This is a genomic window from Candidatus Wallbacteria bacterium, from assembly GCA_028687545.1.
Taxonomy (GTDB): domain Bacteria; phylum Muiribacteriota; class JAQTZZ01; order JAQTZZ01; family JAQTZZ01; genus JAQTZZ01.
In genome coordinates this window covers 70,736-88,269 of record JAQTZZ010000004.1, presented here as the reverse complement: position 1 = coordinate 88,269, position 17,534 = coordinate 70,736, and the positions used below count along the sequence as shown (strand labels likewise).

The following is a 17,534-nucleotide window of genomic DNA, read 5'->3' as shown; positions in this document are numbered from 1 at the left end:
CATTTTGTTAGAAGTCGACATAGGATCATGAAAACAGTCACACTACTTTCGTGCCTTTCGAGAATTCAACTACTGGCACTTAGTCCAATCTCTGATGTGGTTGTATGCAAAGGCATGTTTAAATGAAAGTACTACTGATCAATCCACCCTCAGGCCGGGAAATCCTCTGCAATAATCCCAGGATCGTCAAAGAAGAAGTGGGTTGCTTCCCTCCACTGGGTCTGCTATATCTGGGCACCATCCTGAAGAATCGGGGCTATTTAGTTTCTGTGCTTGATGCCCAGGTCGAAAAACTCACCTACCAAGAGATCGGGAAATTCATCAGAGAATACAAACCCGATGTCACAGGGATAATAGTGATGACATTCACGCTGCTTGACGTACTGGATACCTGCAGACTCGTGAAAAAAGAAGCTCCTTCCAGCAGGCTCGTGCTGGGTGGGCCGCATGTCTATATCTATCCGCGGGAGGCAATGTATACTACAGGTGCGGATTATGCAATAATGGGAGAGGGCGAATTCTCGTTTCCCATGCTTCTCGAGAATCTCGACAACTTTAAAGAATTACCCCGAATACCCGGTCTGGTCTATCGAGAGGGTAGCGACATCCGCTTTGGGGCAGATCCTGAATTCATCGAAGACCTGGACAGCATTCCAATCCCGGACCGCACCCTTACCCCTTTCCGCAAATATTCCTCCCTCCTGTCGATCAACAATCCTGTGACCACCATGTTCACCTCCCGCGGCTGTCCCTATCGGTGCAGCTTCTGTGACAGACCGCATCTGGGCAAGCGCTTTAGAGCTCACAGCGCTGGATACGTGATTTCGGAAATGGAAGCCTGTGAACGCCTCGGAATCAAAGAAATTCTTGTCTACGATGATACTTTCACGATCGACAGAAAACGAGTGATCGATGTCTGCATGGGCTATCTGGAACGCGGCCTTACCATTGTCTGGAGTATCAGGTCCAGGGTGAACACTGTAGATTGTGAGATGCTTTCCTTTCTGAAAAGAGCCAACTGTCAACACATTCATTTCGGAGTTGAAGCCGGTACCAGCAAGATACTGCATGTACTCAACAAGGACATTACTAAGGAGCAAGCGCTTAAAGCGTTCAGAACTTCGAAACAGCTGGGAATTGAGACTCTGGCCTATTTCATGATCGGAGCCCCGTCAGAAACCGAGCAAGACATCCGCGCCACTTTCCGCTTCGCACGCCAACTGGCCCCGGATTTTATGCATCTGACAATACTCACACCGTTCCCAGGTACAGAAATTTACAGGATGGGGATTGAAAGAGGACTATTCCCTGACTTTTACCAAGCTTTTGCAGCTGATCCCCGAGATTCATTCACACCCAGATTCTGGGATGCAGAAATCCGGGAAAGCCGACTGAAAGAATTGGTGCTCGAAGGCTATAAAAAATTCTATTTCCGTCCCTCATACATTCTAAGTCGCCTGCTGCGTCTCAAAAATGCCAGAGAACTCTGGAAAAAGGCCAGAGCCGCACTCAAGCTGTTTCTATGGAAATAGTGATAATGTGCTTGATTTATAACATGTACTTACGATAATAGTAATACTGGAAGAAAATACATTAACTTACTTTAAAGCACATCAGATTGTTTCAAGTATCACAGTTACATTTTCAAGTTCCCCAAGAATTTGAGAAAGAAACTCAGCATCTTTAAACTTCGATTTATCCTCAGAGAAAGGAATGACGATTTTGTTTGATCCGTTAATCAATGGATACCAGTTTACATTCTCAACAGCATTCCTTACAATGAAACAATTGTTGGATAGATCTTCAGGTTTTGAGGAATCAGATATTATTGTAAATTTGTCATTAAATCCGCATTTAAGTTTGTCTAGAGATATTTCATCGTTCGATAGAAGTATCAGAGTCCGTTGACCTTCATTGCTACCACACATGATACTGCCAAACAGTTTTGTGAAATCTGTAGATTGTAAAAATCTGGCCTTAGGGAGTATAGATCTTAAATTTACTTCAGAAACATGACCTTCAAAAAAATAAAGCAGAAATACTATGATATACCCAAATAGACAACCAACAGCAGTGAAAGCAAATAAGTACTTTGTAAAATTTGGTTTAATTGGACTGGGATTTAAATACGGTTCTTCCAGCACCTGTTCGATTTTCAGGTCGTTTTGTTGATCAATCTTTGCTTCTTCCAGACTTTTCTTGAACATCATGTAAAGGTCTTCCGCAGTCTTGCGATCCCTGGAAATTCTAAAAAATTCCTGGTTTCTCATAGGTAAGGATTTATTTTTTTCTTCTGTTTCATTCAGAATCCGCTGATATACCCCAATCGTAGCTTCAGACAATCTGTTGTCCAACTCAGCTTGTATGACGCCATCAAATAATCCTTGTGAAATGGGATTATTCACAACTGTTGTGCTCGAATAGATTTTTTCCACTTCCTTTTTCATCTGTGCTTTCAGTAGGTTAATTTTCTCTTTCAAATCAGTAACCCTAGGATTATTTTCTTTGAAATCAGAATTTAACATTGAACTCAGGTTTAATTGAGAGTCTGTAAGTTGCTGTCTTAAAGTGTCTATACTCGGATTTTTTACATCTTCTCGGGAGGAAATTCTTTCCTTCTCCATTTTTGGTAAAGACTCTTTGTACTCTTTTATTTTAAGATTATTCAGCTCAATACTCAGTTTTAAGCTCTGGATTTCAGTTGTATATTTAGCTATTGTAGAGATAAGGCCACTACTTTCACGATCCAGGATAAAATAACCATAATTATCTTGAAACTTTCGATAGTTTTCTTCCGCCTTTAAAAGATTTTCATACCATTCCTCGATCCTTTTACCAATAAAATCAATTTTACCCTGTGTTTTTCCTAATCTTAGTAATTCCATCCTCGAAAAAGAAGCAGATAATAATAATTGTAAAAAATTCTCCGCTCTTGCACCATCATTGTCGTTAAAGGAAATCTCCAACACATTTGAGACATCTTGTCGTTCTTCGACATTTAGTGAAAGTTTCAGGTTTTCTCTTACTTTACTTCGAAACATTTCAACATCATATTCTGGCCAGCCAAAAAATTCCTTGATTTTATATCTGAAAGAGGGACCTAAAGGCCATTTCATCTTTGATTTCGTCTCTTCCACTACAACTTCAACCAACTTATCAAGAACTGGTCTCGATAATAAAAAAGCCTTGAAATTACTGCTGCCCGAGTCATTCGTGTTATTAAAAATAGAAAGAAAATTGTCATTAGCAGCCAATGAATTCATAACTTTAGGTTTAGATGGTAACAAAATTGAAGCACTTGCCTGAAAAACTTTTTTTGTGTTAAAAATATAAATCAAACCAACTATTGTAAACAATAAAACTGTGGTAAATAATATCTTTTTCTTATTAATTACTACCTTATACAATATTTTTAAATCTATCATGTCATGCTGATCATTCTGATTCATAATTGTTCCCTCCAAAATGGATAAATTGCTCCAATTTTAATATATTTTTCAAAAATATCGTATAAAAATTGCATCTAAGTCCATTAATACGCCAGGCTCGAAAATCTTCTCTGCTTTTTAAGAAAATATTTTTCAAATTTCTGTTGCTTTCCCCGCCAATTCTCATTTTAACTAATGTCTTGGGGATATAGGAAGTAGAAATCTTAATTTTTTCAAGGAATCTGAGCATAATCTCATAATCTGCAGCGATTCTCAGTCTTGTATCAAAATCGCCATATTTATTATAGACTTCTTTTTTAACAAAAAAGGTCGGGTGCGGCGGCATCCAGCCCCATTTAAAACTACCTTTCCTGAATTCACCGGATTTCCAGTATCTGAGCACTTTATTATGATTCTGACGCGACACATAAATCAGATCGCCAAATAAACTGTCTGGATCAGATTTAACAAATTCATCACACACATCAGTTATTACATTCTGATCATTGTACAGGTCGTCGGAATGCAGAAAACCAATGATGTCTCCAGTTGCCAGTGAAATTCCCTTGTTCAGTGCATGATAAATTCCATCATCCCTCTCCGAGACTACGATACTGTCTCTGCTCCTGTTCTGTTCAATTATTCTCAGAGTCCCATCAGTCGATCCACCATCAATGATAATATGCTCAATATTCTGATGGTTTTGACTCTGAACACTGGTCAAACACTGTTGAATATAGTCGTGGCTGTTAAAACAGGCTGTAATAATGGATATCTTCATTCTGGCCTTATTTTACTTGAAAGCAGAATTTTTTCATACAATCCTCTGTATTTATTGGCGATTACCTTTACTTCAAATTCCTTTCTGACCTTTTCAATTGCATTAAAGGCTATTTTCTTACGTTCTGCTCTTAACAACCATTTAATTCCAGTGCAAAAGCTATCATCAGAATAAGGATCAGCAAGATAGCCGCTCTGCTGGTGATCCACTATATCCAGCAGACCAGTGCCGCCAAAGCATGCGACTGGTGTACCGCAAGCCATGGATTCAGTAGCTGTCTGTCCAAAAGATTCCTGCCTTGACGGTATGCACATCACATCTGCAGCAGAATAAAGAATTCTCAAGGTTTCATCACTGGAAATTAACCCGAAGTCATGTACTGGAACTTTTATCTCATTGATGGTCCTGTTTGGTTTAGACCCAAAAATTGCCACTTCAAAGCTGTCTTTCAGTTCAGAATGAACTAATCTGTTAATTACCTTTATAAATATGTCGAACCCTTTATTTTTATCCGTAAGACTCTTTACAGCTCCAAACAACAAAATGGTCTTATCAGCAGGAAGTTTCAATTTAGACCTGGAAAGTAATCTGTCCTCAGGATAAAACACTTCCAGATCAAGGCTGTTTGCAATTACTTCAATTTGTCTGTTTCGAAACAGTGAACTTTCCTTCGCGCAATTCGCCAGCCATCTGCTGGGTGTAACAACAGAGATTTTCAAATTGTTCCAGGCTCTATTTTTATGCTCCCAGATCAACCTGCTCAGATCGCTGCCTTTCTTTGAATTAAGTTGAAAGCAGTGTCCGCAGGATTCTCTGTAATTTGTGCATTCCCCTGGCACATGGCATCCTCCAGTAAAAGGCCAGGAATCATGCAATGTCCATACTATGGGAAGTTTAAATCTCGTCAAGTCATTAATGGCAATAAATCCACGGGTAATCCAATGTAGATTCACAATATTGGGTCTGAAGCTTTTAATTCTTTTAAATTGTAATGACGGAAGCCATCCAATATCCCACACATATTTTAAAGATGATGGATAAAATGCCAAGGGTAAAATATCAATATATGGACGGAGTATGCTGATAAATCTTTCAATGCCAGGCCTCGGGCCATAAGTATTGCTTACAGCACTGCTTTTTTTTTGAACCAATAATGTCGAATCTATACCTACTTTTTGTAGACCAGCATGCAATCTCTGCACAGCTCTGGCAGCTCCGCCCGAAAAGTCGTTTGTATTAAGTAATATAGGCTTGATTTTCATTTTGAATTTTCCTTAGGTAAGCCAGATTAACCGCAAACAATAAATTGATGGGAAACATCTCAAATATAATTGTAGAAACCATAAAACCAACGAAAATTACTAAAAAATGCATGAATATTAATTCTTGTCTAACAAATTTAATCATCAGTAAAGCAAAGACAACTAAGGCAACAAAGCCAACATTGCAGGCAATTGAAGTAAGTGTTGAGTCTGCTATAAATCCTTTGTGCCCCATTGCATTGAAAGAAAGACTTGAGGTATTTACAAGAACCATCGTATTTGTAGCTTCTCCAAATCTCATCGATATCAGTGCATTTTTGGGATCTAATACATTCGATAGAAAGATATTTACTCGCGCTAATAATGAAACATAAATATGGCTTCTTCCAACTAGAATTGGCATTATTACAATCATAACAATCAACATTAAAGGAGTTAAAGTTACAAATAACCCTTTTTGCAGTATTTTGGAATACAGTAAGCACAAATAAAAAGCCATCAGAATTAAAACACCAGTTCCAGAACCGGTTAGAAATATGCTTAAAGGTCCTATAAGATATAGTACTGTTTTTTTTATTAATCCATTTGGACTGAAATGGAAACAATAGAACATAGATACCATTGTAAATGCCGCCATACTAGTAGGTATCAGAAAGATACCAGGATTTCTTTTGTTTAAACCGAAAAATGTTCTTCCGAAAAACGATGGGAAGTATATAGCCTGAAACACTTGAAGTATGCAGCTGGTTATTAAAATAAATACCATAATAGTGTTAATTTTATTTTGTAAATTCGTATCAACTGATCGATAAATTACCGGTATGAGCAGTAATGGCAGTAACCAGCGTATTCCAGATGCACATGCCATAAGAGTAGTCATAGGAAATGAAATTAGCATCGATGCGATAGATAATAATATTAACACCAAGAAATATTTATCAAAATAATGAATTTTTGTTTCCTTCAGAAAAACAATTATTCCTAAAGATAAAATAAATAAAAACAATATGTCTTTCATTGCTTTTAAATACACAGGTGTAAGAGCTTTTGATGTATCCGACATCAGACCTTGTAAAAGTGCATAAACTTCAGCTATAGATAAAAATGGAGTTAAAGCAATTCCAAATAGTATTAACCAGAAAATAAATTTTCGAATGGAAATTTTCATAGTCAGCCTTTAATCAGTTTTAAACAAACCATTACTTGTTTCAAACCTTGCTTCATTACCATAAAACAATACTCGTATTTTATCATAAGATGGGATTTATTCTTTAAATTAGTAAGCTTGGCTTTTGTGAACTCCCTGAAAGTCTTAATCGGATAGATTTGACTGACCCCGCCTGCAGACATGTTGGAGATGACTTCATTAATAAACAAAACTTTCAAGTCTTTGACTCTTAAAAGTAAATCATAATCCATTGCTATGCGGTAATCAGTGCTATAAAATCCATATTTCAAATACAGGTTTTTATTATGAAATGTGGCTTGATGCGGAATGTTCATTCTTTTCAAAAAAGTCTTCCTGTCAAATGGTTTTCCGCATATGAGCTGTGTGCAATTATAGGTATTAACTAAATTAATTTTCCCGTAAATAACATCAAAATCAGTTTGCAATAGATGAGAATGAACTTTATCTAAAATGGAATCAGCAATGAATGTGTCACCTGAGTTGATGAAAATTATCCAATCCCCAGAGGAGTTTCTGACCCCTTTGTTAAATGCATCGCTTATACCTTCGTCTTTTTCACTGATGATGCAATTAATTTTATCCCGATATTTATTTATTACATTAATTGTCCCATCGCTAGATCCACCATCGATTACAATGTATTCGAAATTTTTATAGGTCTGATTTATAATACTTATTATTGTCTTTTCAATAGTTGATGCAGAATTAAAAACTACTGTTACCACACTAATCATAGGCAGCTGGATAGGCTTGGATTTAATGTTTTTTTCCATGACTGCAGAACTTCTCCGCTGAAAATTCCAGTTAGTTCTGCTTCCTTTCAATTAGAAACACTTCAGAGGACATGCACCTGATTTCAGAAAAATAATACTGCTGGGCGCTATGGAACACAATTTTTTCATTGAAATTACCTGCTGCAATTGCTTTAAAAGGCATAGTGCCAACCCAACAGAATAAGGGATGTTCTTTTACAAAATTTCCCTCCGTTAATTTCGAAACAGGAAAACTTTTAACGTTACAGTAGTAATAAAGTTTAAACTGTTGATTCGACATGAATATAGTCTGGTCAGTTCTCAACTGGCTTAATTTGACATTATCCCAGAATTTATCAATAACAGGCAAGGTGAATGCGTAATAGGCACCAGGGTATACAAAGGATGAATTCTTAAATAAATCTGCAGAAACAAAACTGACTAAAAGTAAAATGAGGATAGTGTTTTTTCTGGTAAAACAATTAAATTGATATAAAATGAGAAAATAAACTAATGGTAAAATGCTGAAATAGTATCTTGGAATGTTCATGTGATGATAAAAAAGAGAAAAGAAAATCAAATGGCTGAATATGGATAAAACAACAAACCACTTTGCCTTGCTGCTTTGTTTTGAAGCAATAAAAACATACCCACCTATCAGAATTAGAATTGTAATAAGGCAATAATATGCATTCGTTAAAAACACACTGAAACTTCTGGATAACCGCTTTGCTTCTTTGACAGGCAATATTCCATCTGTAAGAAAAAATACGTTCTTTTCTAAACTCAAGAAAAAAGGGGCTGCACCAGCAACAAACTGATTATCTATTGTTTTCTTAATGTTTTCCTGATTGTTGGCAGAAATAAACCAATGATTAAACAAAAAACAAATGCCTAAAATAGAGATAAGCCTCAGCAAATTTCGCCAATTTCTATTAATCAACTCAAAAAGGCACGAAGAGAATACTAATAAATAAATATTTACCCTGAAAAACGCAGCTGCCAAGGTAATAATGAATAAGACTAAAAAGTCCTTACGTGAAAACTCTATTTCTGACTCGATGTAAAACAAAATAAAGCAAAAACAAAATAATGTAGAAAAGTTATCATTATAAATTAGTATTAGGTTATTAATGAAATAAGGGTTGAATATTATTAACAATGAAACCAAACGAGGATTGCTTAGCTGTAATTTGCTAAAGAGATTGACAAGAAAGTAGTAAGTGAAAAAGTAAGTAATTGCGATAATCAAACGCATTATTACTTCCCATTCACTTCCAAACATGATGCGCAATAAATAGATTAAATAGGAAATACCAACTTGCGGAGATATAACCTGTTGAAAATTTCCTGGTTCAACATCCACTGATAATTGGCCATGATTTTTCAATGATTCTGATAAATTCCAATAGTAAAAATAATCATCACAGTATGTAGCTTTCCAGCCGCAATATATCAAGATAAATAGAAAGACCAGAAGATTACTTTTATTAATCATCGTCATGGGTTAGGGACCCATTTTTTAATAGAAAAAGGGTTGTCCTCTTTCGAGTAAAAACTCTCATCCTTTGATAAAGTTAAGCCTGCATTAAAGTAATGGTTAAATATGACTTTGAAATAATTAACAGGCGTGATTCCTTCATAAAAAAGTCTTTGTCCATCTGGAGAATAAATCGCAGCAAAATTTGATTGTGCATTCTCCATGGCTTCATTCAGAGGCACGGTAAAATGAGGACCATGATCCGAGTGAATTAGTATAACAGGAGCTTTTTTGGAATGCGTAAGTATGTACTCAACTGATTCTTGAGTTAATTTTGAAATATAGATTAATTGATTTAAATAACCTTCATAATCGTCCCATCCGCTTTTCCAAATATTAGCAGCTGTACTATGGAGAAATTGATTATAGTGGTCCCCGTTTTGGGTAAAAACAAACGGGGGGTGAGGGGAACGGATACTTGCAAAAACAAATTTAGGCCCAGGAAGTTCAGTGGACTTTTTCAAGGCTTCAAATCGGTTTAAAACAGTATTGCGAATAATATTTGGAAACAATGACAATCTTGTTAAAAAAGCTTTAGCAATGGTAAGGTTTAATACCATAAAATAAAATTCTTCACTGGCTTCGTTTAATACACTTGATCCAGTACTAACATTTAAATCATCATATTTATATCCCCGGCTCATCACATATGCTTTAACTTTATTTTCAAGTTTATTCAACGTATTAATTTGAGCCTGTTTTGGCTTTTCATCTGATTCTTCAATTTTTGCATAATCCATCATCATTGTGGAAGGAATTGAAAGCTGTGTGAAAGTGTAATTGGATTTACTGTGTTCGAGAATGAAAAAACCTTTTGACTTTAAATAATCGATGAATTCATGATTATCAAAATTGTAAATCTGTACAAGAGTATTAGCATTTGCATAGCCGTCCAGAATAATGTGATAGATATCAGGTAAGTTTTCTTGGTTAATTTTAGGTGTTATAGGAAACAACTCAGTTGGGCTGCCTGAATTTGTTGGGCCTGCCGACCTACACTTACTGATTACAGTAATAATTAACGGAAAAGAAAACAAAACAATTGAAAAAATATTTATGAAATCGCTTACCCATAGCGGTATTTTTCTGATCCTGGTTAGTGGATAGAACAATATTAAAGTAAGTATCAGGTATGCCAGTAACATGTATCTGTTTTTGAAAATTAGAACATTGAATACAATCCGATTATGAATCAATGAGATAAATTGACCATAGGAGTAATTCCATACGATTACAAACAAAGTTAAAATAATTACCTTTTGATGGTTTTGGCAAAATCGGAAAGCAATGGAATTAATACCGACAATGAGTATAAGGGAGATAATAATTGGCAATGCCAACATGGAAATTTTAAGTTGGGAGGCATTATTTGAATACAGAATCAATATGGGATACCAGCCTAACAAAAAGGTGGGAAAATAGATTTTCAAAAGCTTAATCATAATTTGCTGCTACAAACGCTATAAAATTTTAGGTGGTTGCAGTGCATACTTTTTCAATAATTTCTTTTAATCTTTCACGGAACTGGGATGGTCCCCATTTCTTGCCTTTCTCACGACCGGAACTTATCAATTTAGCACACAGGTCATCGTCCTTCCATAACATCTCAATACATTTTGATATTTCATCAATAGAATCCGGATTGAATAGCAAGGCTGCATCACCAACCTGCTCAGGCATTCCGTAAATTTTAGAGACCGCGGCTGGACAGCCTGATACAAAAGCCTCTAACGGTGGTATATTGGTTGGGCCAAAATAAGTAGGCATTATGAGTGCCCTAGCTCGTCGATAGAGTGCAGCCAAGTCTGAATTTGATACATACCCCAGGAAAACAACTTGCTTCAACAGGTCCAACTCCATTGTTAATCTCTTTATAGATCCATAAACATTCTTTTTCGATCCTACAAATACTATTTTCAAGTCAGGTAGATCTTTAGTTAATTTAGCAATTGCTTTGAGTAAATTTTTATGGTTTTTGTGTTCCCAGAATTGGGCCGGATAAAAAAGAAACTTCTTCGGCAATTGGTGTCTACGATCAAAATCTTCGTTAGTGACACTTGAATAAATGTAATCAGGCGCAATAAAGGGGAGAGAAAATACTTTTTCCGTTTTTATTCCATATGTTTCAATAACTTGATTTTTTCCTATTTCAGAATCCACCAGAATTCCCTTGCAGTAACGACAGATATTTTGATAACGCATTTCTCTTTCATGGTAAATTCTTTTCCCCGAAACTTCTGGAAAGCGTGGTTCATAACGGTGCATCAAATCATAAATCGTTGTCAAAGCTGGCACCGGGATTTGATAACTAAGCTCGTCTTCAGTTGGGAATATCCAAATATCACAATTTTCTTTCATCACTGTTCTCGCCACTGGAAACAGCAAAGGAGATATTGCGCGCTGAAATTCAGTTATTGGGACAAGTTTTCTAACAACTTTGTAAGCCAAGTTACCAAGATTGAAATTACCGGCATATTTACATTCAACATTGTATTTTTTAATTACTTCCATCCACTGGGGGTTGGAAAAACAAGCGACTTTAGAATAAAGGTCTTCTGATAGACCGGATACGGCTTCCAGAATTGAAAGATTGTATTGAAATGCTCCACCAGAATGGGGAACAGCATTGAGATAAACTCCAACGCGGAGTTTTTTCATAACTTGGCGATAAAGCAAACACCCCAAGTGTCACAACCTGGTGGCTTCCCGGTAAGCCATTCTTCACATTCTTGGAGTTCTAATCCAGTTTGTTCCATGATCATCTCAATCTCGGTTTTGAAAAGATACCGCATTGGATGAGATTCCTTGAGAATTGTTGTTTTTTTGGTTTTTTTATCTGTGATGTTTATCGTATAATTTACAATCACTATATTATCATTTGGAAACATGACTGGTTCAGCAATTCTTAAGATGGATGTTTTATCGTCTTCCAGGCGTTTGACCCTGACAGTTGGGCGGTCTGTGAGAACTGCTGGCCCGTACCAGCAATCAAAAATTAAAACACCCTCTTTTTTCAAATGTTTCTTGGCACATTTGAAAGTCTGTATCAGAGAGTCGTTGGAGGTTTGATAACTGATCACATGAAACAAAGAAATTACTGCATCATACTTCTTTAAAATATTAAAATTTCGGATATCACCATGAGAAAAATTAAGCTTTGAAGAGATTTTAGAAGGTAAGTACTTCTTGTTTTTCTCAGCTTTTTCAAGCATTTCACTACTGAAATCTAACCCAGAGACATTGTATCCTTTCTTAGCCAATAATATTGCGTGTTTGCCTGTACCACAACCAAGCTCCAGCAAATCTGTGGCATTATTAAAATGTCTCTTTAACAGTTTGGAAATATAATCTGTTTCAGCGGAGTAATTTTTATCTTTATAAAGTAAATCATAATATTTTGAATAGTCTCCAAACACCCTCATCGGAAAACCTCCTGTAAAACCGCCGCTACTTCATCAATCTGCTCACTCTTTAATCCAAGACCACTTGGTACATAAAAACCCCGTCTGGCAATTTTCTCAGCAACAGGGTAGGATTCGCCATTGAATAACCCCATTTTTCGAAACACAGGCTGCTCGTGCATCGGCCAAAAAAAGGGGCGAGTTCCAATATTGCGATTTCCAAGTTTTTTCATGGCTTCTTCTGCATCAAATGGAATTTCATCATTTAAAACAATACCGTAGACCCAATATATATTATCAGCATAAATAGTTTTTAAAACAGGAAGTTGTAACCCCTTGATTGATTTTAGTAACTCAGTATATTTTTCTCCAATACTACGCTTGATCTTCACGAATTCATCGAGTCTTTCCAACTGAGCAAGGCCAAGTGCTGCTTGAAGGTTTGTCATTCTTAAATTCCAGCCGAGTTTTTCATGTATAAATCTTTTTCTAGGTAAGAAGCATAGATTGCGAAGAGATCGCGATTCTTCATCAAGTTTTTCATCGTCAGTTACAATCATCCCGCCTTCTCCGGTTGTCACGTGCTTATTGGGGTAAAAACTGAAAATGCTGATGTCCCCAAAGCTTCCGCAAGGTCGTCCTTTGTATGTCTGCCCATGCATTTCAGCAGCATCTTCAATGATTTTCAAACCATATTTTTCAGCGATTTTCATAACGGGATCCATATCAACAGGAAGTCCATAAATATGAACGACCATAATCGCCTTAGTCTTTTGAGTGATTTTGTCTTCTATCTGATCCACCTTCATGTTCCATGTATCAGGCTCACAATCAATGAGTACAGGAATACCCCCAACCTTCACTATAGCGGCAGCACAGGAAATGATGGTAAAGGCCGGCATGATAACTTCATCTCCTTTATCAATCCCCAATGCTACAACTGCCGCCTCAAGTGCTGCAGAGCCATTACAGACAGCAACGCCATATTTTCGCCCGACTCTCTTTGCGAAGAGCTCCTCGAATTTCTTTATGAATGGCCCTTCCGATGAAATCCAACCAGTATCGATACATTCAATTAAGTATTTTTTTTCATTACCATTTAACAATGGGGTATTAACAGGAATCATATTAACTCCTTGATAACTATCTCATTTGGAGCTGCAGGTTCAAAACGTGTTTTATCTCTATCCCCAACATAAGGACCTTGCTTTACTTCAATAATTTCACTTTCTTCAAGCATGGTAAAACCATGTCCACCAAAGGCAAGTAATATTACATCTCCTTTGTGTAAAATTTTGCTCTCTATATATACCTTGTTATCATCATAAAAATCCACTCTAACCTTTCCACTCTTGATAAACAGGACTTCTTTAGTAAAACTGACTTCTCGAGGAACTGGGTTGTGTACATGCGGAGGTATAATATAACCATCTGGTCTTTTCATATAGGCTAGTTGCTGAGAGAATTCATCCGGAGTAAAAAAACTGATCCCATCACTAGAAAAATCATTAGTAATGATAATCGCTAAAATACAATCATCCTTAGTTATCTTAATAACATTCATCATGTCAACCACCTCAAAACACTATAAATTATATCAATCCTTCGATCACTTGCTACTTTATCGGATTAAAATCTCTCAACCTTGCCAGTAATTGTGTTGTAAACAGGCATACCACTTATAATTCCACTACGCTTATCTCCTGCAACGTATGTGAGTTTCCCATTTCTGCCTCTGCTTTCTCTGAATTTAGAAACCACATATCCTTCTTCAATAGGTATCGGTCTAATTACACTATTGAGTTTATCATTTCTCACAAAATACGCGTTATTCCCCGCAGTGTTACAGCCAATAAAAGAATACCCTTTTTTTGCTGACAATTGATGCAAAGCTCGGAGTGATGCACCTTCATACAAGTTGCTATAATGAGCCTTAGTTCTATTAAAATTCTTATCATAAGGAACTGTAATGGCCCTGTCTAACCCAAACACACTATTATATTCTAGGATAACTAATATGGGGGAAATGACGCAGATTTCTTTCCAGATCCAATAATCATTACCATCTAAATCAATATGTAGAATTCCTACCTCTTTATCAAATGGGCAGGTGGATAGAAGTTCATTTATATTTGAGCAATCGATGAATGCAGCTTTAACAAATAGCTCATACCTCCAAAAATACTCTGAGTTAGCTATATTTACCACGTTCTGTTTAGAACCATCCAAAACAAAGCCAGACCAATTATCATTCATCATCAAAAAACGTGTGTTGGATTCTCGGTAATCTTCAACTCCAAACTCGATAAAAGTATTATGAGAAAATTCCAGATTACTAATTAACCACTGAATTATTCCATCATCCCCAAATTGGGAAAATACTTTAAATTCAACTTCACTTATCGACTTTACATGCTTTCGAGACTTCACATTTTCTGATAACAACTTACCCAACAATAACATTTGTGCTTCTGAACTGTGCTCTTGAAAAATCATCTTCTTAATTGCTCTTATAAAGCTATGAATTTGATTAATTACCTTCATAATTATCCCTCACTGTAATTAACTCATGAATAATACTCTCTTATATTATCATATCAATTCTCTAACAGCTTAAATTTCAATGAAATTTATCCCATCAAAAATTATATCTATCTGATCCTGCAAATTTTCAAAGCCCTTTGAAATCATAATTTTATCTGGAATTTTAGTTCTAATGACTGGAATATGTGGCATCCATGTCTTCACATATAACAAAGTTGAAGAATTAGAACCAATTACCGTCACTTTATCAAAAAAATAAATTAAAAATTCTGCCGGAATATACTTGTTAATTATTTGTTTTACTGTTACTGATGTACCTAAACAAGAATAAATTTCATTATAGGAGTTTTCATCATTAGAAGGATGACTCTTGATAATGTAATACCCTTTTTCCGGTAAAGCTGCTTTTTCTTTTTGATATTGAATAAAATCAGGATATTTCATCGGATCAACTTCATTACTAACTAAATAGTAAAAATTATCTTTGTTTTTACCGAGTTCTTCTCTAATCACGTTCAGTTCGGAATACTCATCTGGAAATTTCTTTTTGTAATTCTCCCAGAAATTGTCAGCCAATTTACAAAATGCCTTTTGAGTATCAACATGACAAACCAATGATAGCTCTTCATTAAATTTGACTAATTCTGAGCAAAGATAGATAGTATCTAAGTTTGAATAATTTGATAAACATTCATATTGAAAAATCATATTCCAAATTTTAGTAAGCCATAGTTTTAGATAGCTGCTTTTTTTTCTATATCGATTTTTTACATAAATGTATTCTCCAGATCCATGTTCTATTAGTATTTTTTTGTTTGAGCTTGTGCGAAAATATGGCCATAGCCTAGCGGTAGAAGAAAATATAATATTTTCGAAGTGATCATATTTGTCTTTATTTAATTTCTTTTTGAGAGCAGCTGCAATAAACTTATAATACCCAGTTAATTGCATTGAATGTATCAGATTCTTCCGAGAAAAATTGTGATAATTTGATTGTACTGAATACTTATTTTCCCAAATTCCCGAAATTGATATAATCTCGTTAATTACTATATTATAGAATTCATCATGTTCATCAAATTGTTCGAGACATATGATGTTTTTAAATTCCTTTTCATCGAAAAATAAAGCTTCACACAACAAGGATGCACAGAGTGTTGTCATTACACCATTCGTAAAAAAAAGATTAACCTTCATAACAATATTAGTCCTAGTCTTGTCAGTCAAACTGTCAATCGTATTATTAGCTATCCTTACCTTTATCTTGCAATGATTAAATCATCTCTTCATAGTCAGTTTGGATGTTCACTATTCATTGCCACAAAACAAAATCCTTCATTAACATTCCTATGGTTAATACCAAGGATAATATAAAATTAGTCTTTGTTAAAATCAATTTATTATTCATCGCTTTAGAAGAGAAGAACAAATAAAGATAAAATATTAAAATGGATCCAACAGAAGTCGAGATAGAGGCACCCTGCAACTCAAAATATTTAACTAAAATACTGGTTACTATTAGATTAAAAGATAACATAAATAAATTTACATAAGTAATATAAATTGTCTTTGCACTTAAAAAAATAATTGGATTGATCAGTGTGTACAATATGCCAATAAAAAAAGAGTCCAGTAAAATGAAAAATATTCCTCTGTGTATGTAATAACCCTTCAAGTCGAAAGAAAAATAATTACTGACTACAACAAGTAGCGCTGTCAATATCAGCATGATGATAGTGCCTAAGCACGCCTTAAAAAATACTGAATTAACAAAAACAAGTGTTTTAGTGCCTTGCTCCTTGTACCTATCGAACAATGTCGGAGACCAAGCTTGATTAAAAGAATGCAACAGGAAACTCGCACTAGTTATAATCATCAGAAAATACGAGTAAATTCCTAAATCTTCCACACTGACATACTTTGATAAAATAATCCTTGAATAATAAAGATTAACCATTCCGATAATTGAGGACAGGACTATTGGAAGAGAATATTTTAATATTTCTAGAATTTTACTTTTGCTTATAAGCAATTTGTCGAAGCTCACATCAAATATTCTAATGAATGCCAATATAAAAATAACCATGCTGAAAATACGTGCTACTGTCATGGTTATTTCGTTAAGATGGCCAAACTTAATGAAAATTACTATAGACGTTAAATTAACTAGGGAGCTTATGATCGAATACTTTTTCACTTTGCCCGATTCACCTAGGGACACAAAATGATTTGTGGCCAGATTTGTGATCACTATAGAAAATATAAGTAAATAAATAACTCCTACATCCTTCGCCATAAAGCCATATTTATCATCATTGAGAAAATATGCCGTTGTTAAATAAAAAGGGACCGACAGCAATAAATTTAGAGATACAACAAAAAAAGTATTGCTCAGTACTATCTCGATTTTATAATCGCGATAGAATTTTATCAGTGAAGCATCCAAGCCGCATGTGACAATTATTGCAATAATTTCCGCGATGAAATATATCAGCGTCAAAATACCGATATCTTTTTTTGCCAGGAACCCGCCAACCAGTATGACAGCTAAAAAAGAAAATATTTTTGTGCCTAAATTCCCCAGCAAATAATCAATTACTTTTTTTCTCATTTTTATAAATACTTCCACCTAGATAA

Annotated in this window: 15 protein-coding genes; 1 reads left to right on the top strand and 14 read right to left on the bottom strand. The window is 35.3% G+C overall.

Features of this window, described 5'->3' with window-relative positions; genetic code table 11:
* The first annotated feature begins 122 nt into the window (after positions 1 to 122).
* Positions 123 to 1,532 (top strand): radical SAM protein, encoded by a 1,410-nt coding sequence (locus tag PHW04_02945; protein ID MDD2714833.1) that lies wholly within the window; start codon positions 123 to 125, stop codon positions 1,530 to 1,532.
* Positions 1,533 to 1,613: 81 nt separating this feature from the next.
* On the opposite strand, the gene PHW04_02940 is transcribed toward PHW04_02945, so the two are convergent.
* From PHW04_02940 to PHW04_02875, 14 genes are all read right to left on the bottom strand, one after another.
* Complete coding sequence (locus PHW04_02940) at positions 1,614 to 3,449, bottom strand: Wzz/FepE/Etk N-terminal domain-containing protein (GenBank protein ID MDD2714832.1); 1,836 nt, start codon at positions 3,447 to 3,449, stop codon at positions 1,614 to 1,616.
* Positions 3,436 to 4,209 carry a glycosyltransferase family 2 protein gene (locus tag PHW04_02935; protein MDD2714831.1) on the bottom strand — a complete coding sequence of 258 codons (774 nt, stop codon included), beginning with the start codon at positions 4,207 to 4,209 and terminating at the stop codon, positions 3,436 to 3,438. Before PHW04_02935 ends, PHW04_02940 begins: the two co-directional genes overlap by 14 nt.
* Positions 4,206 to 5,471 (bottom strand): glycosyltransferase, encoded by a 1,266-nt coding sequence (locus PHW04_02930; GenBank protein ID MDD2714830.1) that lies wholly within the window; start codon positions 5,469 to 5,471, stop codon positions 4,206 to 4,208. The genes PHW04_02935 and PHW04_02930 overlap by 4 nt, the downstream gene beginning before the upstream one ends.
* Positions 5,446 to 6,639, bottom strand: a complete 1,194-nt coding sequence (locus PHW04_02925; GenBank protein MDD2714829.1) for a hypothetical protein — start codon at positions 6,637 to 6,639, stop codon at positions 5,446 to 5,448. The genes PHW04_02930 and PHW04_02925 overlap by 26 nt, the downstream gene beginning before the upstream one ends.
* A 2-nt stretch (positions 6,640 to 6,641) precedes the next feature.
* Complete coding sequence (locus PHW04_02920) at positions 6,642 to 7,433, bottom strand: glycosyltransferase family 2 protein (protein ID MDD2714828.1); 792 nt, start codon at positions 7,431 to 7,433, stop codon at positions 6,642 to 6,644.
* A 31-nt stretch (positions 7,434 to 7,464) separates the two neighbouring features.
* On the bottom strand, positions 7,465 to 8,910 hold the full coding sequence (locus PHW04_02915; protein ID MDD2714827.1) for a hypothetical protein: 1,446 nt from the start codon (positions 8,908 to 8,910) through the stop codon (positions 7,465 to 7,467).
* Between the two features lie 2 nt (positions 8,911 to 8,912).
* Positions 8,913 to 10,064, bottom strand: coding sequence for a hypothetical protein (locus tag PHW04_02910; protein MDD2714826.1), 1,152 nt, complete (start codon positions 10,062 to 10,064; stop codon positions 8,913 to 8,915).
* Between the two features lie 358 nt (positions 10,065 to 10,422).
* Complete coding sequence (locus tag PHW04_02905; protein MDD2714825.1) at positions 10,423 to 11,610, bottom strand: glycosyltransferase family 1 protein; 1,188 nt, start codon at positions 11,608 to 11,610, stop codon at positions 10,423 to 10,425.
* Positions 11,607 to 12,374 (bottom strand): class I SAM-dependent methyltransferase, encoded by a 768-nt coding sequence (locus PHW04_02900; protein ID MDD2714824.1) that lies wholly within the window; start codon positions 12,372 to 12,374, stop codon positions 11,607 to 11,609. Before PHW04_02900 ends, PHW04_02905 begins: the two co-directional genes overlap by 4 nt.
* Complete coding sequence (locus PHW04_02895) at positions 12,371 to 13,480, bottom strand: DegT/DnrJ/EryC1/StrS family aminotransferase (protein MDD2714823.1); 1,110 nt, start codon at positions 13,478 to 13,480, stop codon at positions 12,371 to 12,373. The genes PHW04_02900 and PHW04_02895 overlap by 4 nt, the downstream gene beginning before the upstream one ends.
* Positions 13,477 to 13,920 carry a hypothetical protein gene (locus tag PHW04_02890; GenBank protein ID MDD2714822.1) on the bottom strand — a complete coding sequence of 148 codons (444 nt, stop codon included), beginning with the start codon at positions 13,918 to 13,920 and terminating at the stop codon, positions 13,477 to 13,479. Before PHW04_02890 ends, PHW04_02895 begins: the two co-directional genes overlap by 4 nt.
* Positions 13,921 to 13,982: 62 nt before the next feature.
* Complete coding sequence (locus tag PHW04_02885; protein MDD2714821.1) at positions 13,983 to 14,897, bottom strand: hypothetical protein; 915 nt, start codon at positions 14,895 to 14,897, stop codon at positions 13,983 to 13,985.
* Positions 14,898 to 14,966: 69 nt separating this feature from the next.
* Complete coding sequence (locus tag PHW04_02880; protein ID MDD2714820.1) at positions 14,967 to 16,094, bottom strand: hypothetical protein; 1,128 nt, start codon at positions 16,092 to 16,094, stop codon at positions 14,967 to 14,969.
* Between the two features lie 115 nt (positions 16,095 to 16,209).
* Positions 16,210 to 17,508, bottom strand: a complete 1,299-nt coding sequence (locus PHW04_02875; GenBank protein ID MDD2714819.1) for an oligosaccharide flippase family protein — start codon at positions 17,506 to 17,508, stop codon at positions 16,210 to 16,212.
* Positions 17,509 to 17,534: the final 26 nt, after the last annotated feature.